The organism is Bradyrhizobium sp. AUGA SZCCT0177 (genome assembly GCF_018130125.1).
In the GTDB taxonomy this organism is placed as follows: domain Bacteria; phylum Pseudomonadota; class Alphaproteobacteria; order Rhizobiales; family Xanthobacteraceae; genus Bradyrhizobium.
Genome location: NZ_JAFCMA010000048.1, coordinates 19887 through 44762 on the forward strand (window position 1 = coordinate 19887; position 24876 = coordinate 44762).

A 24876-nucleotide genomic window follows, 5' to 3' on the forward strand; every position below is an offset into this window, starting at 1 on the left:
CACGCCTCTGACCAATTGTGCAAAAGATGTTCTTCACACCACCGGCTTGACGCCCGGCATCGCCGTGACGAGATCGCGGAACCTGGCGCCGCGGATTTCGAAATTGCGGTACTGGTCGAACGAGGCGCAGGCCGGCGACAGCAGGACTACGGGGTCAGTGAGGCCTGAGGCTTCGGCGTCGCGCGCGGCGCTGGCGACGGCAACATCGAGTGTCTGCGAAATCTCGTGCGGCACGCGGGTGCCGAGCGTGCCGGAAAACTCCTGCGCCGCTTCTCCGATCAGATAGGCTTTGCGGATGCGCGGGAAATATTCGGTGAGGCTGGTAATGCCGCCGAGTTTCGGCTTGCCGCCGGCGATCCAGAAGATGTCGCCAAAGGACGACAGCGCATGCGCCGCCGCGTCCGCATTGGTGCCCTTGGAATCGTTGACGAACAGCACATTGCCGCGGCGACCGACCTGCTCCATGCGGTGGGCGAGCCCGGGAAAGCTGCGCAGGCCGTTCTGCAGGATGTCGGTCGAGATCCCCATCGCCAGCGCGCAGGCCGCGGCGCACGCCGCATTCTGGGCGTTGTGCAGGCCGCGCAATGAACCGATGCCGCCGAGCTTTGCGATTTCGCTCCGCGCGCCGCCGGAAGCACGAACGATGGTTTCGCGCTCGACATAGACGCCGTCGGGCAGCGGGTTTTTCACGGAGATGCGCACCACGCGCTTGCCGGCCTGATCGAGCCGGTCGGCAATGTTGCGGCACCAGCCGTCGTCGACGCCGACGATGGAGGTGCCCTGCGGCTGCACGCCCGCGACCAGCCGCGCCTTCACCGCGGCGTAGTGCTCCAGCGTGCCGTGGCGATCGATATGATCTTCGCTGACATTGAGCAAGATGCCGACGGACGGATCGAGCGAAGGCGCCAGATCGATCTGATAGGACGACATCTCAATCACATGCACCCGCCCCATCCGCGGCGGCTCCAGCGACAGGATCGCGGTGCCGATGTTACCGCCCATCTGGGTGTCGTAGCCGGCAACCTTCATCAGATGCGCGATCAGCGCCGTGGTGGTGGATTTGCCGTTGGTGCCGGTGATGGCGACGAACGGCGCATCGGGTGCGTGACGCCTTCGTTCCCTGCAGAACAATTCGACGTCGCCGATCACCTCGACGCCGGCCTGCCGCGCCATCAGCACCGACCAATGCGGCGCCGGATGGGTCAGCGGCGCGCCGGGGGTCAGTATCAGCGCGGCGAAATTATCCCAGGGTATGCTGCGCAAATCGGCGGTGATGAAACCTTCTTGAGCCGCCTTGGCGACGTTATCGGCGCTGTCGTCGCCGGCAATCACCTCCGCGCCGCCCGCCTTCAGCGCGTGGCAGCTCGCGAGGCCGGAGCCGCCGAGCCCGAACACGGCGACCGTCTTGCCCGCGAAGGAAGTGACGGGGATCATGGGTTAGCCCGTCATTCCGGAAACCGCGCAGCGGTTATCCGGAATCTCGAGGTTCTCAGATGCGCAATTGCGCATCATAGTTCGCGCTTCGCGCGCCCCGGAACGACAGTGGTGGGATTGCAAGACCATCACCGCAGCTTCAGCGTGGAGAGGCCGGCCAGCGCCAGCATCACCGAGATGATCCAGAACCGGATCACGATCTGCGGTTCGGTCCAGCCCTTCTGCTCGAAATGATGATGCAGCGGCGCCATCCGGAACACGCGTTTGCCGGTCAGCTTGAACGACACCACCTGCACGATCACGGAAACCGCTTCCAGCACGAACAGGCCGCCGATCACGGCCAGCACGATCTCGTGTTTGACCGCGACCGCGGTCGCGCCCAGCATGCCGCCGAGCGCGAGCGAGCCGGTGTCGCCCATGAAGATCGAGGCCGGCGGCGCGTTGAACCACAGGAATCCCAGTCCGGCGCCGAGCACCGCGCCGCACAGCACCGCAAGCTCACCGGTGCCGGCGACGTATCTGATTTGCAGATAGTCGGAGAAGACAGCGTTGCCGGTCAGATAGGCGATCATGCCGAAACTGGCGGCGGCGATCATCACGGGGACGATCGCAAGACCGTCGAGACCGTCGGTCAGGTTGACCGCGTTGCCGGCGCCGACGATGACGAAGGCGCCGAAGATCACGAAGAACCAGCCGAAATTGAACACCATGTCCTTCAGGAAAGGGATCGCCAGCGACGTCGAGGTCACGTCGCGCCCGAGGCGCACCAGCGCGTAACAGGCGATCAGCGCGATCACGCCTTCGATGGCGAGACGAAACTTGCCGGCAAAACCGCTATGGGTCTGTTTCGTCACCTTCAGATAATCGTCATAGAAGCCGACGAAGCCGAAGCCGAGCGTCACCGCGAGCACGATCCAGACATAGGGATTGAGCGGGTTGGCCCACAGCAGCGTCGAGACGACGAGGCCGGACAGGATCATCAGCCCGCCCATCGTCGGCGTGCCCTTCTTGGCGATGATGTGCGAGGCCGGACCATCGGTGCGGATCGGCTGGCCCTTGCCCTGCCGAAGCCTTAAGTGATCGATGATCCATGGACCGAACAGGAACACGAACAGCGCGCCCGTCACCATCGCCCCGCCGGTGCGGAAGGTGATGTAGCGAAAGACGTTCAAGAGGCCACGCAAAAAGGAGAAAGCGGGGACGGTGTTGGAAAGCTCGATCAGCCAGTAAAACATTCAATATGCCCTATTGCGCGGCTTGCGCCGTCTTGCCGGGTAAGCGCATTGCAAGCGCGTTGACAATCGTTTTCATCCTAGAAACCAAGCAAATCCTGGTCACGATCGCGGCGGCACGTCAGCGAATCACCACGGAAATCACGGGTGGGTCAGCCCGGCCAGTTTACGCTTTTGCCTGTAAGGCGGCCAGCAGCTTGGGCACAAACTTGTTGACCCAGAACATCTTTTTGCTGCCCTTGACCACCACGACGTCACCGCTTTGCAACAATGCGGCGATTTTCTGCGGCTCCAGCGTGGCCGGGTCGTCGTGCCAGCCGAGGGCGCTGTTGGCCGGCAGCAGGTCGTAGAGATGGCGCATCAGCGGGCCGACACAATAGACGCCGTCGATGCCGGGCAGATCCCTGGCCAGCTTGACATGATAGGCGGGTGCGTCGGGGCCGAGTTCCAGCATGTCACCCATGATGGCGATACGCCGGCCTGACTTGACCGGCCGCGCCTTCAGGCTGTCGAGCGCCGCGACCATGCTGGCCGGATTGCCGTTGAAACTGTCGTCGATCACGGTGACGCCGGCGGCGGTCTGCTCCACCCCGCGCCCGGTCATGATGCCGACCTTGCCGAGCTCTTTGGCCAGCGCCGCTTCATCGAGGCTGGCGGCATGGATCGATGCCAGCGCGGCCAGCGCGTTCTGCAGCCGATGCGGCGCGCCCGGCGTCAGGTCGAACGCGACCTGTTTGCCGCCGACTTGCGCTGACACGTGCCAGCTTTCGCCGTGCGGGCTGTGTTTCAACTCATGCACTTCCGAACCATTGCCGAAGCGGACAAGCTTGCCGTTCCATTCCGGCGCTTCGACGCCGGTCGGCAGCACCAGCACGCCATTTTGCGGGAGGCCCTGCGCGATGCTCACCTTCTCGCGCCGGATCGCCTCCAGGCTGCCGAGCTTTTCCAGATGCACCGGCTGGACGTTGACCACCAGCGCCACGGTCGGCTGTGTCAGTTCGCTGAGCCGTGCGATTTCGCCGGTCTGGTTCATGCCCATTTCCACCACCCAGAGCGAAGCGCTCGGGCTGGCATTGCACAGCGTCAGTGGCACGCCCCAGAAATTGTTGAAACTGCTCGGGCTGGCATAGGCGGCAGGGTAAGCGGCGAGATATTCCTTGGTGCTGGTTTTGCCGGCGCTGCCGGTGAGGCCGATCACCGGGCCCTTGAATCGCGCCCGCGCCGCGCGCGCCAAACCCCAGAGACCGTCGATCAGCGTATCCTTGACGATCAGCTGCGGAACACTCACACCTTCGATCCTGTGCGGCACGATCATCGCCACCGCGCCGGCGGCTTCCGCCTTGTCGGCGAACTCCCAGCCGTCGCGCGCGCTGGCGAAACTCGAAATGAAGCCGCCGCTCGGCGTGCCGCTGAGCGCCACGAACAGGCATCCGGGTTTTACCAGCCGGCTGTCTTGCGTGACAAAATCGATCGCGGTGTCGGGAAATGTACCCGCAAGGCCCAGCGCCTTTGCAATCCCGGCAATCGTCCACAATGGCGCAGCGCTCATGCATTCCTCTCCGCCAGCGCGGCTGCCACCGCGTCGTGATCACTGAATGGTAATGTCTTGTCGCCGACGATCTGGCCGGTCTCGTGGCCCTTGCCCGCGATCAATAGCGCGTCGCCCGGCTGCAACGCCGCAATCCCGGCCTTGATGGCTTCCGCCCGGTCGCCGATATCAGCGGCGTCCCTGGCAGCGTCCAGAATGGCGGCGCGGATTTTTTGGGGATTCTCGCTGCGCGGATTGTCGTCGGTGACGATCACGCCGTCGGCGTTCTCGGCCGCGATCGCGCCCATCAGCGGACGCTTGCCGGCGTCACGGTCGCCGCCGCAACCGAACACCACGACCAGTTTTCGTTTCGCATAAGGCCGCAGCGCCTGCAGCGCTTTCGCCAGCGCGTCCGGCTTGTGCGCGTAGTCGACAAAGATCGGCGCGCCATTATGTTCGCCGACCTGTTCCAGCCGGCCCTTGGCGCCTTCGAGATGTTCGAGGCCGGCGAGCACCGCCGCGGCTTCGCTGCCGGTACCGATCGCCAGCCCCGCTGCGACCAGCGCATTCTCGATCTGGAATTCACCGACCAGCGGCAGCTTGATCATATGCCTGCGCCCGCGATGCTCGAGCGTCAGCTTCTGCGCAAAGCCATCGACGATTGCATCGACCAGACGGATTCCCTCGCCCGCACCATCAGCGTTGCGGCCGATGGCGATGATCCGCAGTTTCCGTTCCCGCGCGGCGTCGATCACCTGTTGCGAGCAATCATGATCGGCCGAGATCACAGCGGCTCCATCGGCCACGACGAGATCGCGGAACAGCCGCAGCTTGGCGCCGAGGTAATGCGCGACGTCGGGATGATAATCCATGTGGTCGCGCGTCAAATTGGTAAAGCCGCCGGCGGCGATGCGCACGCCGTCGAGCCTGTATTGGTCGAGCCCGTGCGACGAGGCTTCAAAGGCAAGATGGGTAACGCCATCGCCGGCGATCTCGTCGAGCTGGCGATGCAGCGCGATCGGGTCCGGCGTCGTCAGCGAGCCGTAGACGGTGCGCTTCGGCGAAACGAGACCAATGGTGCCGATGCTGGCGGAGGCATGGCCGAGCCGCTGCCAGATCTGGCGGGTGAACGCCGCGACCGAGGTTTTTCCACTCGTGCCGGTGACGGCTGCGATCGTCTGCGGTTGCTTCGGATAGAATCTTGCCGCCGCCAGCGCCAGCGCACGGCGCGGATTTGGCGTGGTGACAAACGGCACGCGATCGCTTGTGGCGTGTTCGCCCGCGATCGCGACCGCGCCTGCGGCGATGGCTGAATCAACAAAGCGCGAACCATCGGCCTTGCTGCCGGCGAGCGCGAAGAACAGATCGCCCGGCTTCACAGCGCGGCTGTCCAGCGCCAGGCCCTTCACGTCGATCGCATCTGCCTGCGGCTCGATCGCGGCATCACTGCTGAAGAGGTCGCGAAGTCTCATGGTCTTCCAGTCCGGCGCTAGCTCGGGGCTGCGTGATCTTACGCCTTACTGGGTTGTCTTCGATGCCGCAAGAATGAGGCGATCCGACGTCGGCAGATCGAAGCGCGGTTCGACGCCCAAAAGCGGCCCGATTCGGGCGATCACCTTGCCGCCGGTCGGCACCGTGTTCCAGCCCGAGGTGATGAAACCATGGGTTTCCGGCAGCGCCTTGGGCTCGTCCAGCATGATCAGCAGCTGATATTGCGGGTTGTCGGCCGGGAAGATTGCGGTGAAGGAATTGAGCACCTGCTTCTTGGAATAGCGGCCATTGACCACTTTTTCCGAGGTGCCGGTCTTGCCGCCGATGTAATAGCCCTTCACGTCGGCCTTCTTGGCGGTTCCGATCTCGGCGTTCAGCCGCATCAGATACCGCATCTTGTCCGACGTTTCGGTCTTGAGCACCTTCTTGCCGATCGCCCTGGCTTCTTCCTCCGAACGCTTGAGGAAGGTCGGCGGGATAAGATAGCCGCCGTTGACGACCGCGTTGATGCCCATCACGGCCTGCAGCGGCGCCACCGCCATGCCGTGGCCGAAGGCAATGGTGATGGTGTTCAGTTCACCCCAGCGCTTCGGCACGATCGGCGACGTGCTTTCCGGCAGTTCGGTGCGCAGCCGGTCCAACTGGCCGAGCTTTTTCAGGAACGCCTTGTGCGCCTCGACGCCCTGCCCCAGCGCGATCTTGGCCGCGCCGACGTTCGAGGAAAACGTGAATACTTCCGACAGCGTGATCGAGCGGCCGACGGGATGCGTATCGTGGATGGTGAACTTGCCGTATTTCATCGCACCCCGCCCGTCGTAGAGCGTGTTGAGGTTGGCCTTGCCGGAATCCAGCGCCATCGCCAGCGTCAGCGCCTTGAAGGTCGAGCCCATCTCGAACACGCCGGTGGTCAGGCGGTTGATGCGGTCGGGGTCGTGCGCCTCTTTCGGGTTGTTCGGGTCGAAATCCGGCAACGACACCAGCGCGACGATCTCGCCGGTCCTGACGTTGGAGACGAGGCCGGAGGCGGCCTTGGCCTTGTACTTCTCTTTCGCTTTCATCAGTTCGTCGCGCAGCGCGTGCTCGACGCGCAGATCGATCGACAGCTCCACCGGCCGCTGCAGCCGATCGGTGGCAAAGCCGGCGCGATGCAGATCGGCCAATCCGTTATTGTCGAGCCACTTCTCCATCCCGGCGATGCCCTGATTGTCGATATTGACCAGACCGATCAGATGGGCGACCGATGCACCGGTCGGATAGACGCGCTTGTTCTCGCGCAGGAAGCCGATGCCGGGAATGCCGAGGCGATGAATCGCCTGCTGCTGCTTCGACGTGATCTCGCGCTTCAGCCACACAAAGCCCTTGCGCGACGACAACCGCTCGCGCACCTCGGTCGTGTCGAGATCGGGCAATGTCGCGGTCAGAAGCTCGATCGCCTCGTCCTTGTCGATGATGCGGCGCGGTTCGCCGAACAGGCTCGGCGACTTGACGTCGGTCGCCAATATCTCGCCGTTGCGATCGACGATGTCGGGCCGCGCGGTCGCGATCGCGTCCCGCGAGCCGGTGCGGGCCGAGCTGTGGCTGTCGGCGCCGATCGCAAACATGACGAGGCGTCCGGCAATGATGGCGTACACCAATGCGAACGCCAGCACCGCAAATCCGACGCGGGCCCGCGCCTTCGCCGCGCGATCGACATTGCGCCCGTAGAGCAGGCTGCGGATCAACCGCTGCCGCCAGGGCTCGGCAGGCTTTGCAGGTCGGGTGGTGGCAAGCGCCTGATCGGTCATCGCTGATCTCCCGGCGCGGGCACCGAGCCGGTCACGGTCGGCGCATCGGTGGCAGCCTCGATGGTATTGATCATCGCGCCGATCGGATCGGGCGCGCCCGGCTTCGCAAAGCTGGGCGGCCGTTCCGGCAGGTTCTTCAACTGGTCATATTGCGTCGCGACCAGCGACTTCAGCGGAAGGTGGCGGTCGGCAAGGCCCTGCAGCCGCAGCGGCGCGTCGAGCTTGGCCCATTCGGCGCGGAGCCCAGCAATGGCGTCGCGCTGCTCGCGGATTTCCGCGTTCAGCCGCAGCACGCGCTCGGTGCGCGAGGTCGATTCCATCTTGATCCGGTAAACATAGGAGGCGGCGAACACCAGCATGCCGATCACGAGGAGGTGGATGATCCGCATGATCAGCCTCCCCTCATGACGCTGTCGATGGTCGGCCACGCCGGCAGTGCGTCTGCGGCATGCGCCGGCGCCGCGGTCCGCTCGGCGGCGCGCAGTTTGGCGGACCGTGCACGCGGATTGGCCGATATCTCCGCCTCATTCGGCGTGACCGGACGCTTGGTCAGAATCTGGAAACTCGGAACGGCCTGCGCGACCTCAGGCAAATGCCGCGATCCGCCGCCGGACTTGCCGCGCTGGTTAAGGAAATCCTTGACGATGCGGTCTTCCAGCGAATGAAACGACACCACGACCAGCCGGCCGCCCGGCTTCAACACGCGTTCCGCCGCCGACAGCGCCAGATGCAGCTCGTCCAGTTCCGCGTTGACGAAAATCCGTAAGCCCTGGAACGTCCGCGTCGCCGGATGAATTTCGTTCGGCTTGGAGCGGACCACCTTGCCGACGATGTCGGCGAGCGCCTTCGTGGTCGTGATCGGCGCTTCCTTGCGGGCGGCGACGATGGCGCGCGCGACGCCGCGGGAGTGACGCTCCTCGCCGAAGATGTAGATGATGTTGGCGAGATCGGCTTCGGAGGCTTTCGCGACCACGTCCGCCGCGGTCGGGCCATCATGCCCCATCCGCATGTCGAGCGGGCCACCGAGCCGGAACGAGAAGCCGCGCTCGGCCTGGTCGAGCTGCATCGAGGAGACGCCGACGTCCATCACGGCGCCGTCGACGGCATCAATGCCCTGCGCGGTACAAACCTCGGCGAGATTGGAAAACCGGTCCTCGACCAGGGTCAGCCGGCCATCGGCCTGGTCGACCAGATCGAACCCGCCAGTAATCGCCGACCGGTCGCGGTCGATACCGATCACCCGGGTTCCAGCGGTTTGCAGGATCATGCGGCTGTAGCCGCCGGCGCCGAAGGTGGCATCGACATAGATGCCGCCGTCGCGGGGGCCAAGCATCTCGACCGCCTCGCGGCCGAGAACGGAGATATGGCGGGAGGCAGCCGGGGTCATTCGCCGGCCTTCAGCGTATTCCAACGTGCACAACTGAAACTGGACGCCAACCGGCCCATTGCGCCTCAAATCCCTGCGCTTTGCCGGGCTGTTCCGGCCAAAAACCCGCTGCGAGGCGCGACTGCTGTCATCAACCCCAGCCCGCAACCCCTGTTTTCCGGACGGAATTTGCTGGGCTGCCATGGCTTTTCGAGCGTGAAAGAGGGCCTCGGCCGTCCCCAAAACCGGTTCGGCTCTTCATCACTTAGTAACGGCACTTAGCGTTAAGAAAGCGTTGATGATCGGCCGCAGCTTTTACGCGCTTTTTTACTACTGCAGGCCGGTGATGTCCCGGCTCACTGGCCCAGCCAGTAACGGCTCACCTCGTGAAGGCAGTGATGCCCGGCTCACCTGGCGCAGACAGTGATGCCCGCCGCACACACTCGGTCAAAATACGAAACCGGGCGCGGCTGCCGGATTGCGCGGATGACTTGGTAAAGGAATAGTAAACATCGATATTTTGTAAAATTTGCGGGTTGTCGTTCTCCTGCCCGGTTTGAGCTCATATAATGACTGCTGGTTCGTTCACGTCCGCTGGTATTGATTCGAAGCGTCAACGCGCCCTTCCCGTTCCCAGGGCTAACGCGGACATGAAGACTTTTACCCCGGATTCCTCGATTGCCTCCGACGTGATTCCGTCGGCGAACTATGGCGACCGCAACAAGGGCCGCCTGCCCGACATGATCCTGCTGCACTACACCGGCATGCCGGATGTGGAAGGCGCGATCGCCCAGCTCTGCACGGCCGGAACCGACGTATCGGCACATTACATCGTGCTGGAAGACGGCCGCATCGTGCAATCCGTGCCCGAGAGCAAGCGCGCCTGGCATGCCGGCGTGTCGTTCTGGGCCGGCGAAGAAGACATCAACTCCTGCTCGATCGGGGTCGAGATCATCAATCGCGGTCACGACTGGGGCTATCCGGATTTCCCGCTGCGCCAGGTCGCCGCCGTGATCGCGCTGTGCCGCGGCATCATGCTCCGCCGCAACGTGCCGCCGCATCGCGTGCTCGCGCATTCCGACGTCGCGCCTGCGCGCAAAAAGGATCCCGGCGAGAAATTCCCGTGGCATTCGCTGGCCAATTCCGGCGTCGGCCATTGGGTGCAACCGGCGCCGATCGTGCGCGGCGAATCGCTCAAGCTCGGCAGCATCAGCGACGATGTCGCTGGCCTGCAGACTGCCCTGGCGCGCTACGGCTACCAAGTGCCGAACCACGGCAAGTACGACGGCCCGACCATGGAAGTGGTCACCGCGTTCCAGCGCCACTTCCGCCCGGCCCGCGTCGACGGCATTGCCGATCATTCGACCATGAGCACGCTGCACGCGCTGCTGGCCACTTTGCCGGCCGATGCGACGCCGACGCAGGTCGCGGCGCAGTAGATTAAGCGAGAGCATTCGACCGTCATTGCCTGCGACAAACGCGAAGCGTTTGCGCAAAGGAGCGAAGCGACGAAGCAATCCATGCTTCGGCTTGGCGAGCTATGGATTGCTTCGCTGCGCTCGCAATGACGGCTAGAGTTCGTCGAGCTCCGCCATCCGCCTCGCATAAAGCCGCCGCAACGGCTCCAGTTGCGTCGCAGATGTGGCTGCCTGATAGGCTTCCCGCGCCGCATCGCGCCGGCCGAGGCGGCGGAGCAGATCGGCGCGGACGGCCGGCAGCAACTCATACCCTTTCAACCCCCCACGCGCCTCCAGCGCATCGATCAGGTCGAGTGCCCGCGCCGGCCCATCGACCATCGACACCGCGGCGGCGTGATTGAGTTCGATCACCGGCGACGGGCTGATCCGCAGCAGCACCTCATAGAGGCCGGCGATCTGCGGCCAATCGGTGTCGTTATAATTCGGCGCACGCGCGTGCAGCGCTGCGATCGCGGCCTGCACCGCATAGGATTGCGGCCGCCCCGGCATCCGCAACGCCTCTTCCACCAGCTTCAAGCCTTCCGCGATCTGGGCCTGATCCCACAGTGAACGGTCCTGCTCTTCCAGCAGCACGATGTCGCCGCCGGCGGTCTCGCGGCCGGCGCGCCGGGAATCATGCAACAACATCAGCGCCAGCAATCCCTTGATCTCGCCGCGGCCGGGCATCAGCGCGTCGAGCAGCCGCGTCAGTCGGATCGCTTCGCGCGCCAGATCAGGCCGCATCAGATCGTCGCCCGAGGTCGCGACATAGCCTTCGGTGAAGACCAGATAGATCACCGCGAGCACGCCGCGCAGGCGCGGCTCCAGTGCTTCGCGTTCCGGTACTTCGTAGGCGATGCCGGCGAGTCGGATTTTTTGTTTCGCGCGCACCAGCCGCTGCGCCATCGCGTCTTCGCTCGCGAGGAACGCCCGCGCCACCTGCGCTGTCGAGAGTCCGCACACGGTGCGCAGCGTCAGCGCCACCTGCACTTCCGCCGCAAAGGACGGATGGCAGCAGGTGAAGATCAGCCGCAGCATGTCGTCGTCGAGCACGTTGTCGGCAGCCTCGTCAGGCGCCGACGCATTCAGCAGGATTTCGCGCGTCAGCTCCTGCTGCTTGCCGCGAAACGCGACGTTGCGGCGGACGCGATCGATCGCTTTGTTGCGCCCGACATTGACCAGCCATGCGCGCGGATTGGATGGCAGATTGGCGGTGGACCAGCGCTCCAGCGCCACCGCGAACGCGTCCTGCAGGGCATCCTCGGCGAGATCAAAATCGCCGACGAGGCGGATCAGGGTCGCCAACACCCTGCCCGCCTCGTCGCGGAAGATTTTTTCGGTCTCAACCGGGGTCATGGCGCCCTACATCGTCATTCCGAGGCGTCCGAAGGACGAACCCGGAATCTCGAGATTCTCCGATGTGCAATTGCACATCGTAGTTCGCTTCGCGCCCCGGAATGACGGCTTCGCCGCTCAATCATAAACCATGACCGGCCGCACCTCGATCGAACCTGTCTTGGCGCCGGGAATGCGCGCGGCGATGGCCAGCGCGGTGTCGAGATCCTTGGCCTCGACCAGATAATAGCCGCCGAGCTGCTCGCGCGTTTCCGCGAACGGACCGTCGGTCGTCAGGGTCTTGCCGTCGCGAACGCGCACGGTGGTTGCGGTCGTTGACGGCTGCAGGCCGTCGCCGGCCTTGAAATGGCCGCTCTGAACGATGGACTGGGTGAACGCGCCGTAGTCCGTCATCATTTGCTGGCGCCCAGCGGCGTCCATTTTGCCAAGCTCGGCTTCGCTCCGATAGATCATCAACAGATACTGCATCGCTCTACTCCTCTTGATCGGCTGGATCGCCGACACCCAGTCGAATGGGCCGGACGCGAAACGACATCTTCAGGATAGTTTATTTTGCTCCGTTTCGTGGCTTGACGCCACGCCGCCCAGCCGCCATGCGTAAGGGGTCAGTCGGCCGGACGGCCGCTCCCGCTACGGTCGAAAGGCTGCGGGAGAGGAAAGTCCGGGCTCCATCGACATACGGTGCCGGATAACGTCCGGCGGGGGCGACCCCAGGGAAAGTGCCACAGAGAACGAACCGCCTTCTCCTTGGGAGAGGGCAAGGGTGAAAAGGTGCGGTAAGAGCGCACCGCGGGTCCGGCAACGGAACCGGCATGGCAAACCACACCGGGAGCAAAACCGAATAGGGACGGCAACGCGGGCAGTTCGCGAAAGCGAAAACGCCGCAGGGCGATGTCAGGCTCGCCGTCCGGGTAGGTTGCTCGAGGCCATGTGCAAACATGGTCCCAGAGGAATGGCCGTCACGTATCACTCGCGAAAGTGAGTGGTGCCCTACAAAACCCGGCTTACAGGCTGGCTGATGTTTCTAAAATGAGGGGTTCGGCGTAACGCGCCGGACCCCTCGCCATTTTTCGCACCGATGCGCGCGCGTGCTCGGGAAGTTCAGTCGCGCGCCGCCTCCTCGATCGCCTGCGCGAGCCGCGCCGGATTGCTGAAGAACATCTCATGGCTGCCGTCGCACTCGACGAGGCGAAACAGGCCGAGGCGCTCCGACAACCGTGGATGCCACGGCAGGCTGTGCGGCAAGGCGATATCCTGGCGGCAGTTGACGTAGGATTTGCCGACCGGCAGCTCCGCCAGCGGACGCTTCAGCGCGATCTTATCGGTGAATGTCTTGTAGGGATGCGGGTTGAGTTTGGCGAACGCAGACTTTGCCAGATCGAGGTCGGCGTCGTTGATGAAGGCATCGCGCCAGATTTCAAACGGCAGCATGACGGCGTTCTTGTTGGCGGCGGCCACCGCATCGAACAGCCCGACATAATGCGGCGGCACCATGTCGTTGAGACACTGCCCGTCCAGCGGGACGAAGGCATTGACATAGATGAGACGCTTGATGCGATCCGTCAGCCGATCGGCAACGCCTGAAATCAGCATTCCCCCATAGCTGTGGCCCACCAGCCAGATATCCCGCAGATCGTTCTTTTCGATGTAGGCGGCAACCGACGCGATCGCCTGTTCCAGCCCGATCTTGTCGCGATCGTCGCCCGCGTTGTTGCCGGCAACCGTCGGGCAATGCACGGCATGGCCGTACTTGCGCAAGTGTCCGGCGACGGCATCCATTTCGGCACCGGTGTGCCACGCGCCGTGCACAAGAACGTAAAGGCCTGCCATTTCCGTCTCCCCCGTTTATGGAAGTGGATTTGATAGGCCCGACAGATTATGCCGGATGGCCGGACTAAGCCACCATCATCGCCGATTTACGCCAGGGACTTTGCCAGAACGGGTCAGCGCTGTCGCCTGAATGCGGCCGGTGTCATGCCGAAATATCTGCGGCATTGGCGAATGAAATGGGACGGATCGGACAGGCCGACGCGCAATCCTATCCCGCCGACACCGATGTGATCGAACCGCGCTTCACTCAGCATCCTGCGCGCGACCGCCATCCTGCAGTCGTTCAGCATGCCGCTAAACGTCAGGCCTGACTTGTTGAGGCAGCGATGCACCGTCCGCTCCGAAACACGCAGATGCTCCGCGACGGAAGCGGCCGTCAACCCCGGTTCGGCGTAGAGCAACCGGATGGCGCGGCCGATCTGATCCAGCAGGTTGCCCGCCTCGCGCCGCTCCGACGGCGTGGCTGGAATCTCGCTGCCCGCCGCCAGCGCCAGCAGCCCGCCGAGCTGGTCGGTGAGAACCTGCGCGGGCAGCGGCAGACTGACCGCCAGATGCGGCGACAGCTGGCATGCAAAGGCGCTGAGCGCCGCGCCCCAGCCGGTGCGCCCGTCGATCCGCTGCCCGGCCCGCCGTTCGGGATCGACGAGCCACGATTCAACCCAGGGGATCGGCAGTTCCAGCGACAGCGTATTGGAAGTCACCGGAAAGTTGAATTCATAGCAGCGCCGGGAGTCCAGCAGCACGAGATCGTACGGCTGCAAGATCGACCGATGGCCATTTTGCATGACCGTCCAGTCGTTGTCGGTCTTGCATAGAAGGTAGTAGTAGTTCGACGCACTGCGTGCGAGGCTGGCTTTCCTGCGGTAGACGTGCTGCGCCGAGCCCTCGACGCGATTGACGCCGATGGTGTCGAGTTGCCCGCGCTGAACCGAGCAGTCGAAGCCCGACCTGACCGGCGTCGTGACGTCCATCTCGAGAAAGCATTCGCAGACGGCGCCGATCCAGTAGTCCAGCCGCCGCTCCGGTTCGACCACACTGGTCGACCACTTCTCGATGACTGCCGTCGCCCTGGCTGCCATGGCTCTGACCTCCCGTTATTTCACGCCACGATCTTCTCCAACAGCGCCATCAACGCTTCCGGCGCGGTGACGTTCGGCGCGTGGCTGGCATCGATCTCGAAATAGCGCCAGCCCGCCTCGTTCCTGGTTCGCCTCGCAAACGGACCGAACGTGTCGGCCGGCGGGAAGCGGGTGGCGTAGATGTAACTGCGTGGCAGCGTCAGTGTGCCGCCTTGCAGCTTGAGCCTGGTCTCGAAGCATTTGACCGGCATTGGAACGCGGCGCGCAGCCAGCCATTCGACGTCTTCAGCCGCGGTGTCCGGCGGCGACGTCATCGGTGGAATGCGCCAGCCATCCCCCTTCTTCGCGCCATCCAGCATCGGCTGCCGGCCCGGTTCGTTGATGTCGAACAGCGACTGTCCATCCTCCGGCACGAAGGCGTCGACGTAGATCAGCTGCGTAACGCGATCCCTGGCGCGATCGGCCACGCCGGTCGCGACCATGCCGCCATAGCTGTGGCCGACCAGAACGATGTCGCGCAGATCCTCATATTTGATGACGTTGAGCATGTCCTCGATATGGGTTTCGAGATCGATCGAGGGGTTTGCCAGATGCGCGCGTTCGCCAAGCCCGGTATAGCTCGGCGTCACCAGCCGATGCCCGGCGGCGCGCATCAGCGGGTGCATCTTCTTCCACGCCCAGCCCGCCGACCACGCGCCGTGACAGACAAGGAAGGTCTTTGCGGAGGTTGAGCTCATCGGGGGCGTTTCCATGAAGTTATTGTTGAAGGCTTGAATTGCGATAGTACCCGCTGGCGGCGTCGTGTAAATGTCGCGCTCAATTCAACGACGTCATTCCGGGATGGTGCGTTAGCACCAAACCCGGAATCTCGAGATTCCGGGTTCGCTTCGCGCCCTCAGATGCGCTATTGCGCATCGGAGAATGACGAAGGAATGAATAGTTGGAAACGTCCACCTACGCGCTGTTGCTTTTTGGCGCGCTTGCCGGCGGCTTCGTCTCCGGCCTTGCCGGTTTCGGAACGGCGCTGATGGCGCTGGGGATCTGGCTCTATGTGCTGCCGCCGTCGCTGGCCGTCCCCTTGGTGCTGATCTGCTCGGTCAGCTCGCAGATCTCGACGCTGCCGACGATGTGGAAGGTTCTCGACTTCAAACTGGCCGCGCCGTTCGTCATCGGCGGGCTCGCCGGCATGCCGATCGGTGCGCTGCTGGTCGCGCAGGCGGAGCCGCAAATATTCAAATTGAGCGTGGGCGTGATGCTGCTGGTGTTTCCGGCCGCGCTGTTCTTCGTTCGCAAGCCGATGGCGTTAGCCTTCGGCGGCAAGCCGGCGGACGCGGCCGTTGGATTTGCCGGGGGCATCCTGGGCGGCCTCGCCGGGCTGTCCGGCCCGCTGCCGACCCTGTGGGCCAGCGTGCGCGGCTGGACCAAGGATCAGCGCCGCGGCGTATTCCAGATATTCAACGGCACCGTGCTCGGCGCCGCCTTGCTGCTGCAGATCGCCAATGGCTTCGTCAAGACGGAAGTGTTCTGGCTCGCGCTGCTGGCGCTGCCGGGCACGCTGATCGGCGCACGGATCGGCGCGCGCGTTTATCAGGCGCTCAGCGATCGCAATTTCTACGACATCGTACTCGGCCTGCTGTTTGTGTCCGGACTCGCACTGGTGTGGAGCGGCATTGCTCCGAGTTAGCAGCGCATGGCGGCCATGTGCTCCGAGTAGATTGCTGTACGCTGATCCGTAAAACAGTTATCCAGTCGCATCATGACCCCTCCAACTTTTTCACGCACAAGTCTCGGTCTGTTGCTGGGTTTTATCGGCGTGCTGATCTTCGGCGGCACGCTGCCGGCGACGCGGATCGCGGTGTCGGCAATTGATCCGATTGCTCTGACCTCGCTGCGCACCCTGATCGCCGGCCTGTGCTCGCTGATCCTGCTGGTCGTGCTGCGCCGCCCGCTACCGCCGCGCGCGCTGTGGCCGCAACTCGTCATCACGATGATCTGCGTCGCCATCCTCTTCCCGTTCCTGATGTCGGTGGGGGTGCAGACCGTCGATGCCTCGCATGGCGGCGTGGTGTTCGGGATCATGCCGATCGCGACCGCCCTGGTCGCGGTCATGATCACCCATGAGCGGCCGCGGCCACTGTTCTGGATCGCCTCGTTCGCGGGCGCCGCATTGGTGATTGCCTTTGCGCTGCGGCAAGGCGGCGGTGAACTGTCGGGCGGCGACCTGTTCCTGCTTGCGGCGGTCGTCGTGTCCGGCATCGGCTACGCCTTCTCCGGCCGGCTCACCGCGCAGATGCCGGGCTGGGAAGTCATCAGCTGGGTGCTGGTGATCGCACTGCCGCTCTCGATCCCGGCCGCCGCGCTGACGATGCCGGCTGATCTCACCCACATCCCCCTAAAACCGTGGCTGGGGCTGCTCTATGTCGCGCTGTTCTCGCAATGGATCGGCTTCTTTGCCTGGAACGCCGGCATGGCGATGGGCGGCATCGCGCGGGTGTCGCAGGTGCAATTGCTGCAGCCCTTCGTCGTGTTTGCACTCGCGGCGATTTTCAACGACGAGACCATCACGCCGCAGATCGTGCTGTTCACCGCCGGCGTGGTCGCAACCGTCGCGATCTCGACGCGCACGCGCGGGCGCAAAGCGCCCGATCGTTCGGAGCTGGCGTCAGTTCCGGGGATCACTCCGCCGGCAACGCCGACTTGAGCGGCGTCAGGCGTTTCCTGAACTCCAGATGCAGCAACCACAAACTCAATGCGGCTTGCAGCGTCGTTGTCAGGTTCGATATGTACCACGCGTACTCAATGCGAAACCCCGGCCTTGCAGACAGCCAGAGTACCGGCAAGGCGTAGGTGACCAGACGTACGCCGGAACTCAGCAGCACCGGTTTGGTGTTGCCCAGTCCCTGGAACATGCTGGAGCACACGAAGTTCAATCCCTGTGCGACGAGATTGAGCGAGACCAATTGCAGGAACACGACGGCGACCGCTATCGTCTGCGCGTCGCTCGCGAAGCCGCCGAGCAGCAGCCCGGGCCAGCATTGCGCCAGGATCGTGAAAACGATCATCACGATCGTGGCGATCACCGCCGCCTTGGCGAAGGTTTCCTTCACGCGTGCGGCGTTGCCGGCGCCAAAATTCTGCCCGGCGATCGGTCCGGCGGCGAGCGCTATGGCCAGCGCCGGCATCTGGATCAGGCCGAGCACGCGCGTGCCGATGCCGAAGCCGGCCTGCGCCGCCGCCCCGAAATCGCGCAAGGCGTAATAGATGACGCCCATCCAGATGAAGATGATCGCGAACTCGCCGCCGGCCGGCAGGCCGACATTGAGGATGCGCTGCCAGTGCCGGGCCTGCGGCCGCAGCTGCGCGCGATCGACGCCGACATAGCGCTCCAGCCTGCGGAAATACATCCACAGCATCAACACGGCGAACAGCATCGCAATCGAGCTCGCAAGTCCGGCGCCCGCGACGCCAAACGGGCGGCCGGTTCCCCAGCCCGAGATGAGGACCGGCGCCAGCGCGATATTGATCATCACCACTGATATTTGCACGATCATGATCGGCCGCACGATGCCCGTGCCGCGCAGCGCGGCCCCCATCACCTGCGTGACGAACTGCAGCACCAACGCCGGAACGAACCAGAGCAGATATGTCGTGCCCGCAGCGACGGTGGCCTCGTCGGCGGCCACCGTCCGCATGTAACCGCCGGCGAACACAGATACTGCAACCCAGGTCAGCAATCCGCACACGACCGCCAGGCCGAGCGACTGATTGTACACCAGATTGGCGTCGGCCCGGTCCTTGCGGCCGACGGCCTGCGAAATGAGCGCGCCGGTGCCGACGCCGAGCACCTGCATCAGCCCGTTGATGAGGAATGCCAGATTGCCCGCCGCCGCCACGCCCGCGACGGCGGCATCACCAAGCCCCGCCACGAAATACAGATCGACGAGCTGGCAAATCATGATCGTGATCATGCCGGCGACGATCGGCGGCGCCATGCTCAGGATGTGGCTCACGATGGAGCCCTGCGTAAGGTCTTTCATTTCAAATCCGCCCCTGGAGCCTTTTCCGTTCCGATTGAATCGGAACGGGGCTCCATTTTTTGTATTGACGCGTTTTTCTTTACGCGAACCGGTATCGCCTTCGCTTGAAACGCTCTGACGCGCGGTCTCCAAGGACCGCGCGCCGCAATGCCATTTTACTCCGCCGCCGTAATGCGGCCGAACTCCGTCGCCTGCCGCTCGAACAGCCCGCGATAGATGCCCCCCGCGCGCGCCGTCAGCATCGCGTGGGTGCCCTGCTCGACGATCTCGCCGCGATCGAACACCAGGATCCGGTCGAGGCTGCGCACCGTCGACAGCCGGTGCGCGATCACAATCGAGGTGCGGCCTTTCATCAGCCGCTCCATCGCCTGCTGGATCAGGCCTTCGGACTCCGAGTCGAGGCTGGAAGTCGCCTCGTCCAGGATCAGCACCGGCGCATCCGCCAGGAACGCCCGCGCCAGCGCGACGCGCTGCCGTTCGCCGCCCGACAGCTTGACGCCGCGTTCACCGACCAGCGTGCCGTAACCCTTCGGCAGCCGCAGGATGAACTCATGCGCGTTCGCCAGCCGCGCCGCCTGCTCGACCGCCGCCATGCTGGCGCCGGGCCTGCCATAGGCGATGTTCTCGGCCAATGATCGATGAAACAGGATCGGCTCCTGCTGCACGATCGCGATCTGGCTGCGCAGCGAATGCTGCGTCGCCTTGGCGATGTCCTGACCGTCGATCAGGATCCTGCCGCCGCCGATGTCGTGGAGCCGCTGCACCAGCTTGACGAATGTCGTCTTGCCCGAGCCGGAACGGCCGACCAGACCGACACGCTCGCCGGCGCGGATGTCCACCGACAGGCCGTCATACAAGGGATCGCGATGTCCGCCGTAATGGAACGTCACGGCGTCGAACACGATGCGGCCGCCCTGGATGTCGATCGGCCTGGCGTCGGGCGCATCCGCTATGCCGATCGGCTCGGCGTGGATCGCGACCAGCTCCTCCATGTCGTTCACCGAACGCTGCAGATTGTTGATGTGCATGCCGACATCACGCAGGTAGGCATGGATGATGTAGTAGCTGGTCAAGACATAGGTGACGTCGCCCGGCGTGGCGCGGCCCGCGATCCACAGCAGGATCGCGCCGCCGATCACGGACGTGCGAAAGCACAGCAGCACCGCGAGCTGCGCCGTCGAGGTGTAGTTGTAGCGTATCCAGGTCCGCCGCACCCGCGTGCGCCAGCGGCCGATCACGCCGGCCAGCCGCCCGTCCTCGCGCGCTTCCGCGCCAAAGGATTTCACCACCGCGTTGCAGGTCAGGGCATCCGCCAGCGTGCCGCCGACCTTGGTGTCCCAGGCGTTGGAGACGCGCGCGGCAGGGGCGATGTAATTCATCGAAAACGCGATCGTCATCGCGACATAGATCACCGTGCCGACCGCGATGACCGCGCCGAGCGAGGGCCAGTGCAGCCCGAGCAGGATCATCGAGCCCAACAGCACCGTCAGCGACGGCGCCAGCGCCATCAGGATGGTGTCGTTGAGCAGGTCGAGCGCCCACATGCCGCGCGTGATCTTGCGCACGGTCGAGCCGGCAAATGAGTTGGCGTGCCAATCGGTCGAGAAGCGCTGCACCCGCATGAAGGCGTCGCGCGACACGTCGGACATGATCTTCAGCGTGAACGGCACGATCGCCTGCAGGCCGATCAGCCGCAGCACCATCGACAGCGCGCCCAGCGCCACGATGCCGCCAAAGGCGATCATCGCCGCGCGGCGCGCAGCCGGATCAGACGCGCCTTGGGTCAGCGCATCGACCAGATGGCCGGAGAACAGCGGCATGAACAGGTCGGCTGCGGTCGCGCCCAGCAAACCGCCGGCAACAACGCTGGCGCGGGCGGGCTGTTCGAGCCAGTGCCGGAACACGAACGGGATCACCACGCGTATCGCCGCGGGACGCTTGCTGGTTTGAACGGTCATGGCCTCATCCGGCACCGCGTTCTGCGCACGCCGGCTCCATTTGAAGGACGCAAGGGACGGCACAGGACCGAACGCAAGCGTCGTTGAAAAAATCGGTAACTCGTTGGGAAGCTTGGGATGATCGGGACGTCAGGCCCGGTCAGCGCTGGCGAAATTGGGCCTCAAAGGCCCGGTACGGCGCCCAGCATAGGCATCGAACGCGAGCGGGCGGTCTGCGAATAAGACGAAATCATGCAAATCCTCCCCGGTTCGAGCGACAATGCGCACGCTTATAAATGCATCACGGGTGATTTGCAATATGACAACCGCGTGAGCGCGCGAAATCAATCAACGCTAAGTTCAGTGCCCTGGGCCGCCGCCCGCCTGCCACGCCGGCGGCTTGTTCAGCAGCACGACCAGAAGGCTGAGGCCGACATAGAACACGGCCAGCATGAAGAAGGCGTCGCCGAACCCCATCACCACCGCCTGGCGGTGGACGATCTGCGATAATTGCTTCATCGCCATCCGCGCGGCGTCGCCCATGCCCTGCATGCGCTGGGTAAACATGTTGAGCGTCTCCACCGCGGTGGCGTTGCCCCAATTGACGCGTTCGTGCAGCCGCGAGATGTGCAGATCGGTGCGCTCGTTCAGCACCTGGTTGATCAGCGCGAGCCCCACCGCGCCGCCGAGATTGCGCGTCAGGTTGAACAGGCCGGAGGCGTTCTTGACCCGCTCCGGCGCCAGCGTGCCGAGCGCGATGGTGTTGGTCGGCACCATCGCGAACATCATGCCGACGCCGCGCAGGATTTGCGGGACCAGCAGTTCATAGAAATCATATTCGCGGGTGATCCAGGTCATCAAATAGGAGCCGAGCGCGAAGCTGCAAAGCCCGAAGGCGATGAGGTAACGCATGTCGACCTTGGTCATCAGCCGTCCGACGATCGGCGCGGTGAGGAACATGGCGATCCCGGAGACGAACATGGTCTCGCCGATCATCAGCGCGCTGTAACCGCGCACTTCGGCGAGATAACGCGGATAAACGTAGGTCAGGCCGTACAGCCCGATGCCGACGCAGAACGAAATCAGGCAGCCGATGGCAAAATTGCGGTCGCCGAACGTCCTGATGTCGACGATCGGCTCATGCGCTGTCAGCACGCGCCAGAAAAACGCGATCGCCGACACCAGACAGACGGCGGCGCAGATCGCGACCGACGTATCCTGCAGCCACTGATATTGCGGGCCTTCCTCGAGCACATATTCGAGCGAGCCGAGGAAGCCCGCCATGAACAGCAGGCCCCACCAGTCGAAATGTTCGAGCAGCTTGAAGTTCGGCTCGTCGAAATCGACCAGGATCAGCACGCCGATGGTGATGCCGATGCCCGGAATGATGTTGATGAAGAACAGCCAGTGCCACGACATCAGGTCGGTGATGTAGCCACCGACAGTGGGACCAATCGTCGGCGCCAGCGTCGCGACGAGGCCAATGATCGGACCGACGATGTAGAATTTCGAGCGCGGAAACACCGTATAGGCGGAGGCGAACACGGTCGGGATCATGCCGGCGCCGAGAAATCCCTGCAGCGCGCGCCATACGATCATCTGCTCGATCGTCGAGGCGAAACCGCAGAAGAAACTCGCGATGGTGAAGCCGGAGGCGGAGATTGCAAACAGCAGGCGGGTGCCGAACGCGCGCGACAGGAACCCGGAAAGCGGAATCGCGATCACCTCGGCGATCAGATACGAGGTCTGCACCCACGACACTTCGCTCGAGCTTGCCGAAAGCCCGGCCTGGATCTCCGACAGCGATGCCGAGACGATCTGGATGTCCAGGATCGACATGAACATCCCGAACACCATGATGAGGAACGCAAACAGCCGCCGCGGCGGGATGCGCTCGTCCGGCACGCTTGCGGCTGGTATCATCGACGGCGATGCGGTGGTGGCGTCTGCCATGATCTGCTCAGGACGCGCGCCGGGCTCCCCCTGCGCTGAAAAAATTACTTCGGATGAAGCATCGGCGACGCGTCGAGGTCGGCCTCGTTGTCCGCATCGGCCGCGCCGTCACGGGTGTTGACGGTGGTGTAGACCGACATGCCCGCGCGCAGCAGGTTTTGCTTCGCGACATCCTTCGGCACGCGGATACGCACCGGCAGCCGCTGCACGATCTTGGTGAAATTGCCGGTGGCATTATCCGGCGGCAGCAGCGTGAACACCGAGCCCGCTGCCGGCGAAATGCTGTCGACCACGGCGGCGAACTTGCGATGGCCGTAGGCATCCACGGAAATCATCACGGGCTGGCCCGGACGGATGCGCTTGAGCTGGGTTTCTTTATAGTTGGCGTCGATGAAGACGTCGTTGAGCGGCACCACGTTGCCGAGCCGCTGGCCGGCCTGGATGTAATCGCCGGTGTTGACGATGCGGTTGGAGAAGGTGCCGTCGACCGGCGCACGCACCGCGGTGAAGGCGAGATCGCGCTCGGCCTTTGCCAGCGTGGTCTGCAACTCCGCCAGCTGGGCGCGGGCCTCGTTCTGCTGCGCCCTGGTCACCTCGACATTGTCGCGCGCGGCATCAAAGGCCGCCTGCGCCGATTTTACCTGCGCCACACCCTGATCGCGGCCGGCTTCGGAAACCTCGAACGTGGCGCGCGAGGCAAAGCCCTTGGTGCTCAGCGCCTGCTGGCGGTCGAAGTCGAGACCTGCGCGCTTCAGCGCCGCTTCCGCCGAGACGAGTTGCGCCTTGGCCTGCTCGACCGCGCTTTCCATCGCCGCCACCTGACGGCCGATGCGGTCGATGGTGGCCTGCTGGGTCGCGATCTTGGTGCGCGCGGCCTCCACGGCGATCCGGTAATCGCCGTCATCGATCTTGTAGATCACGTCGCCGGCGCGAACGATTGTATTATCGACGGGAATGATCGCCGCGATATGGCCCGCGACCCGCGCACCCAGCGTGGTATTGTTGGCACGCACATAGGCGTCGTCGGTCGAGATGTAAAAGCGCCCGATGAATGTGTAGTAGACGCCGTAGCTGACGGCCGCGAGTGCCAGCAACGCGAACACGCCCATCATCACGAATTTGCGCTTGCCGGATTTCGGCGCGGGTTGTGCGGCATTGGCGGGCGGTGCGGCCGGCCTGTCGGTTGCCGGCGCGCCTGGAGCAACTGCCGGCTGGCGCCTGGTTTCTTCCGCAACGTGAGCTCGAAGCTGGTCCGCCAACTGGGCGGGGTCGCGCGCGGCTTCGTCTTCGGCCGTTGCCGCCTCCGGCTCCTGACGAGCCGACGCCTCCGGCTGTTGCCGAACGACGCGTGCGGCCTGGTCTCTCGCTGCGGCCATACCCGGCCTCCCCATTACTCATGCACGGTGCAGACGCAGCCGAACCCCGGCCGTGAAGGCATCGTCATTTCCAGAATTAACATTGACCGAACGGTTCGGTCAAGATACATTTGCGTGAAGGGACCATAGATCGAAAGCACCTTCCCGTGCATATGTCCGGTTGAAATCTTTCCCGAGAAGATAAACCAATGGTTGCAGACACGTCGCATACGCTAGATGTCATCGCCGACGAGGATTCCTCGAAGCGCCGCCAGATCCTCGATGGCGCGCGGAAAGTGTTCCTGGATCTCGGTTTCGACGGCGCCAGCATGGGCGAGATCGCGCGCTCCGCCGGCGTCTCCAAGGGAACGCTCTACGTCTATTTCGCCGACAAGCACCGCCTGTTCGAAGCCATCGTCGAGGAAGAATCGATCGAACAGGGCAAAACCGCATTCAATTTCGATCCCGACCGCGACGTAGACATCACGCTGCCGGAATTCGGCCGGGCCTACATCCAGGTGCTTTGTCGTCCCGGCGGCGGCTCGGCGATCCGCACCGTGATGTCGATTGCGGAGCGGATGCCGGAAGTCGGCCGCAGATTTTATGACAATGTGCTGGCCCGCACCGTCAATCGCTTCGCCGCCTATCTTGAGGCGCGGGGACGGCTCGGCGAGCTCTTGATCGACGATTACGAACTGGCGGCCTGGCAGTTCATGCAGATGTGCCAGGCGACGCTGTTTCAGGCTTTCATCTTCCAGGCCAAGCCGTCGCCGTCGCCAGAGCAGATCGCAACCGTCGTCGACAGCGCGACGCGGGTATTTCTGACAGCGTATCGGGCGAAGTAGATCGCAGGTAACCGGCATTCGCTCCAATCCGTCGTCCCGGCGAAGGCCGGGACCCATAGCCACATGTTTCAGTGGCGAAAGTGATTGGAGCTCCAGCTTGGTGCAACATCAGGATTCGGTGGTTATGGGTCGTAAGTCTCGGTGCCTCGATTAAGATGGGGCGATCGAGGCGGGCGTTGCGGGGTTTATGGG

At 64.0% G+C, this 24876-nt stretch carries 20 protein-coding genes and 1 other RNA gene; 5 read left to right on the forward strand and 16 right to left on the reverse strand.

The window, feature by feature from the left end; genetic code table 11:
• Positions 1–33: 33 nt before the first annotated feature.
• From murD to rsmH, 7 genes are all read right to left on the reverse strand, one after another.
• Positions 34–1434: a UDP-N-acetylmuramoyl-L-alanine--D-glutamate ligase gene (gene murD, locus JQ597_RS34695; RefSeq protein WP_212269904.1), complete on the reverse strand. Its 1401-nt coding sequence runs from the start codon at positions 1432–1434 to the stop codon at positions 34–36.
• 128 nt (positions 1435–1562) lie between these two features.
• Positions 1563–2669: a phospho-N-acetylmuramoyl-pentapeptide-transferase gene (mraY, locus tag JQ597_RS34700; RefSeq protein WP_192738075.1), complete on the reverse strand. Its 1107-nt coding sequence runs from the start codon at positions 2667–2669 to the stop codon at positions 1563–1565.
• Between the two features lie 163 nt (positions 2670–2832).
• Positions 2833–4215 carry a UDP-N-acetylmuramoyl-tripeptide--D-alanyl-D-alanine ligase gene (locus JQ597_RS34705; RefSeq protein WP_212269905.1) on the reverse strand — a complete coding sequence of 461 codons (1383 nt, stop codon included), beginning with the start codon at positions 4213–4215 and terminating at the stop codon, positions 2833–2835.
• Positions 4212–5666: a UDP-N-acetylmuramoyl-L-alanyl-D-glutamate--2,6-diaminopimelate ligase gene (locus tag JQ597_RS34710; RefSeq protein ID WP_212269906.1), complete on the reverse strand. Its 1455-nt coding sequence runs from the start codon at positions 5664–5666 to the stop codon at positions 4212–4214. Before JQ597_RS34710 ends, JQ597_RS34705 begins: the two co-directional genes overlap by 4 nt.
• A 45-nt stretch (positions 5667–5711) precedes the next feature.
• On the reverse strand, positions 5712–7469 hold the full coding sequence (locus tag JQ597_RS34715; protein WP_212269907.1) for a peptidoglycan D,D-transpeptidase FtsI family protein: 1758 nt from the start codon (positions 7467–7469) through the stop codon (positions 5712–5714).
• Entirely contained in the window at positions 7466–7858 is a 393-nt protein-coding gene (gene ftsL, locus JQ597_RS34720) for a cell division protein FtsL (RefSeq protein ID WP_212269908.1), read from the reverse strand. Before ftsL ends, JQ597_RS34715 begins: the two co-directional genes overlap by 4 nt.
• A 2-nt stretch (positions 7859–7860) precedes the next feature.
• On the reverse strand, positions 7861–8856 hold the full coding sequence (gene rsmH / locus JQ597_RS34725) for a 16S rRNA (cytosine(1402)-N(4))-methyltransferase RsmH (RefSeq protein WP_212269909.1): 996 nt from the start codon (positions 8854–8856) through the stop codon (positions 7861–7863).
• Between the two features lie 548 nt (positions 8857–9404).
• On the opposite strand from rsmH, the gene JQ597_RS34730 reads away from it, so the two are divergent.
• Positions 9405–10274 (forward strand): N-acetylmuramoyl-L-alanine amidase, encoded by an 870-nt coding sequence (locus JQ597_RS34730; protein ID WP_212269910.1) that lies wholly within the window; start codon positions 9405–9407, stop codon positions 10272–10274.
• Positions 10275–10406: 132 nt separating this feature from the next.
• On the opposite strand, the gene JQ597_RS34735 is transcribed toward JQ597_RS34730, so the two are convergent.
• Both JQ597_RS34735 and JQ597_RS34740 read right to left on the reverse strand, forming a co-directional pair.
• Entirely contained in the window at positions 10407–11648 is a 1242-nt protein-coding gene (locus JQ597_RS34735; protein WP_212269911.1) for an RNA polymerase sigma factor, read from the reverse strand.
• Positions 11649–11765: 117 nt separating this feature from the next.
• A complete protein-coding gene (locus JQ597_RS34740; RefSeq protein WP_212269912.1) occupies positions 11766–12116 on the reverse strand; it encodes a YciI family protein in 351 nt (116 codons plus the stop codon).
• Between the two features lie 137 nt (positions 12117–12253).
• Here JQ597_RS34740 and rnpB point away from each other — a divergent pair.
• Positions 12254–12671, forward strand: an RNA gene (rnpB, locus tag JQ597_RS34745) — RNase P RNA component class A.
• Between the two features lie 78 nt (positions 12672–12749).
• On the opposite strand, the gene JQ597_RS34750 is transcribed toward rnpB, so the two are convergent.
• From JQ597_RS34750 to JQ597_RS34760, 3 genes are all read right to left on the reverse strand, one after another.
• Positions 12750–13478 (reverse strand): alpha/beta fold hydrolase, encoded by a 729-nt coding sequence (locus tag JQ597_RS34750; RefSeq protein ID WP_212269913.1) that lies wholly within the window; start codon positions 13476–13478, stop codon positions 12750–12752.
• A 113-nt stretch (positions 13479–13591) separates the two neighbouring features.
• Positions 13592–14557: a helix-turn-helix transcriptional regulator gene (locus JQ597_RS34755; protein WP_212269914.1), complete on the reverse strand. Its 966-nt coding sequence runs from the start codon at positions 14555–14557 to the stop codon at positions 13592–13594.
• Positions 14558–14577: 20 nt separating this feature from the next.
• The gene (locus JQ597_RS34760) at positions 14578–15309 is read right to left on the reverse strand and encodes an alpha/beta fold hydrolase (RefSeq protein WP_212269915.1); all 732 of its coding nucleotides are present in this window, start codon (positions 15307–15309) and stop codon (positions 14578–14580) included.
• Positions 15310–15497: 188 nt separating this feature from the next.
• On the opposite strand from JQ597_RS34760, the gene JQ597_RS34765 reads away from it, so the two are divergent.
• Both JQ597_RS34765 and JQ597_RS34770 read left to right on the forward strand, forming a co-directional pair.
• Positions 15498–16241: a sulfite exporter TauE/SafE family protein gene (locus tag JQ597_RS34765; RefSeq protein WP_212269916.1), complete on the forward strand. Its 744-nt coding sequence runs from the start codon at positions 15498–15500 to the stop codon at positions 16239–16241.
• A 72-nt stretch (positions 16242–16313) separates the two neighbouring features.
• Complete coding sequence (locus JQ597_RS34770; RefSeq protein ID WP_212269917.1) at positions 16314–17258, forward strand: DMT family transporter; 945 nt, start codon at positions 16314–16316, stop codon at positions 17256–17258.
• Here JQ597_RS34770 and JQ597_RS34775 read toward each other — a convergent pair.
• The 4 genes from JQ597_RS34775 to JQ597_RS34790 all read right to left on the reverse strand — a co-directional run bounded on the left by JQ597_RS34775 (position 17233) and on the right by JQ597_RS34790 (position 23860).
• On the reverse strand, positions 17233–18594 hold the full coding sequence (locus JQ597_RS34775; protein ID WP_212269918.1) for an MATE family efflux transporter: 1362 nt from the start codon (positions 18592–18594) through the stop codon (positions 17233–17235). The genes JQ597_RS34770 and JQ597_RS34775 overlap by 26 nt on opposite strands.
• 155 nt (positions 18595–18749) lie before the next feature.
• Positions 18750–20552 (reverse strand): ABC transporter ATP-binding protein, encoded by a 1803-nt coding sequence (locus JQ597_RS34780; RefSeq protein WP_212269919.1) that lies wholly within the window; start codon positions 20550–20552, stop codon positions 18750–18752.
• A 339-nt stretch (positions 20553–20891) separates the two neighbouring features.
• Positions 20892–22484, reverse strand: coding sequence for a DHA2 family efflux MFS transporter permease subunit (locus tag JQ597_RS34785; protein WP_212269920.1), 1593 nt, complete (start codon positions 22482–22484; stop codon positions 20892–20894).
• 44 nt (positions 22485–22528) lie between these two features.
• Entirely contained in the window at positions 22529–23860 is a 1332-nt protein-coding gene (locus tag JQ597_RS34790; protein WP_212269921.1) for an HlyD family secretion protein, read from the reverse strand.
• 188 nt (positions 23861–24048) lie between these two features.
• Between JQ597_RS34790 and JQ597_RS34795 the strand changes: the two genes are divergently transcribed.
• On the forward strand, positions 24049–24684 hold the full coding sequence (locus tag JQ597_RS34795) for a TetR/AcrR family transcriptional regulator (RefSeq protein WP_212269922.1): 636 nt from the start codon (positions 24049–24051) through the stop codon (positions 24682–24684).
• Positions 24685–24876 lie beyond the last annotated feature (192 nt).

Coding starts and splice junctions, on each gene's coding strand:
- murD (WP_212269904.1), bottom strand. CDS start 1,434: ATGATCCCCGTCACTTCCTTCGCGGGCAAGACGGTCGCCGTGTTCGGG.
- mraY (WP_192738075.1), bottom strand. CDS start 2,669: ATGTTTTACTGGCTGATCGAGCTTTCCAACACCGTCCCCGCTTTCTCC.
- JQ597_RS34705 (WP_212269905.1), bottom strand. CDS start 4,215: ATGAGCGCTGCGCCATTGTGGACGATTGCCGGGATTGCAAAGGCGCTG.
- JQ597_RS34710 (WP_212269906.1), bottom strand. CDS start 5,666: ATGAGACTTCGCGACCTCTTCAGCAGTGATGCCGCGATCGAGCCGCAG.
- JQ597_RS34715 (WP_212269907.1), bottom strand. CDS start 7,469: ATGACCGATCAGGCGCTTGCCACCACCCGACCTGCAAAGCCTGCCGAG.
- ftsL (WP_212269908.1), bottom strand. CDS start 7,858: ATGCGGATCATCCACCTCCTCGTGATCGGCATGCTGGTGTTCGCCGCC.
- rsmH (WP_212269909.1), bottom strand. CDS start 8,856: ATGACCCCGGCTGCCTCCCGCCATATCTCCGTTCTCGGCCGCGAGGCG.
- JQ597_RS34730 (WP_212269910.1), top strand. CDS start 9,405: ATGACTGCTGGTTCGTTCACGTCCGCTGGTATTGATTCGAAGCGTCAA.
- JQ597_RS34735 (WP_212269911.1), bottom strand. CDS start 11,648: ATGACCCCGGTTGAGACCGAAAAAATCTTCCGCGACGAGGCGGGCAGG.
- JQ597_RS34740 (WP_212269912.1), bottom strand. CDS start 12,116: ATGCAGTATCTGTTGATGATCTATCGGAGCGAAGCCGAGCTTGGCAAA.
- JQ597_RS34750 (WP_212269913.1), bottom strand. CDS start 13,478: ATGGCAGGCCTTTACGTTCTTGTGCACGGCGCGTGGCACACCGGTGCC.
- JQ597_RS34755 (WP_212269914.1), bottom strand. CDS start 14,557: ATGGCAGCCAGGGCGACGGCAGTCATCGAGAAGTGGTCGACCAGTGTG.
- JQ597_RS34760 (WP_212269915.1), bottom strand. CDS start 15,309: ATGGAAACGCCCCCGATGAGCTCAACCTCCGCAAAGACCTTCCTTGTC.
- JQ597_RS34770 (WP_212269917.1), top strand. CDS start 16,314: ATGACCCCTCCAACTTTTTCACGCACAAGTCTCGGTCTGTTGCTGGGT.
- JQ597_RS34775 (WP_212269918.1), bottom strand. CDS start 18,594: ATGAAAGACCTTACGCAGGGCTCCATCGTGAGCCACATCCTGAGCATG.
- JQ597_RS34780 (WP_212269919.1), bottom strand. CDS start 20,552: ATGACCGTTCAAACCAGCAAGCGTCCCGCGGCGATACGCGTGGTGATC.
- JQ597_RS34785 (WP_212269920.1), bottom strand. CDS start 22,484: ATGGCAGACGCCACCACCGCATCGCCGTCGATGATACCAGCCGCAAGC.
- JQ597_RS34790 (WP_212269921.1), bottom strand. CDS start 23,860: ATGGCCGCAGCGAGAGACCAGGCCGCACGCGTCGTTCGGCAACAGCCG.
- JQ597_RS34795 (WP_212269922.1), top strand. CDS start 24,049: ATGGTTGCAGACACGTCGCATACGCTAGATGTCATCGCCGACGAGGAT.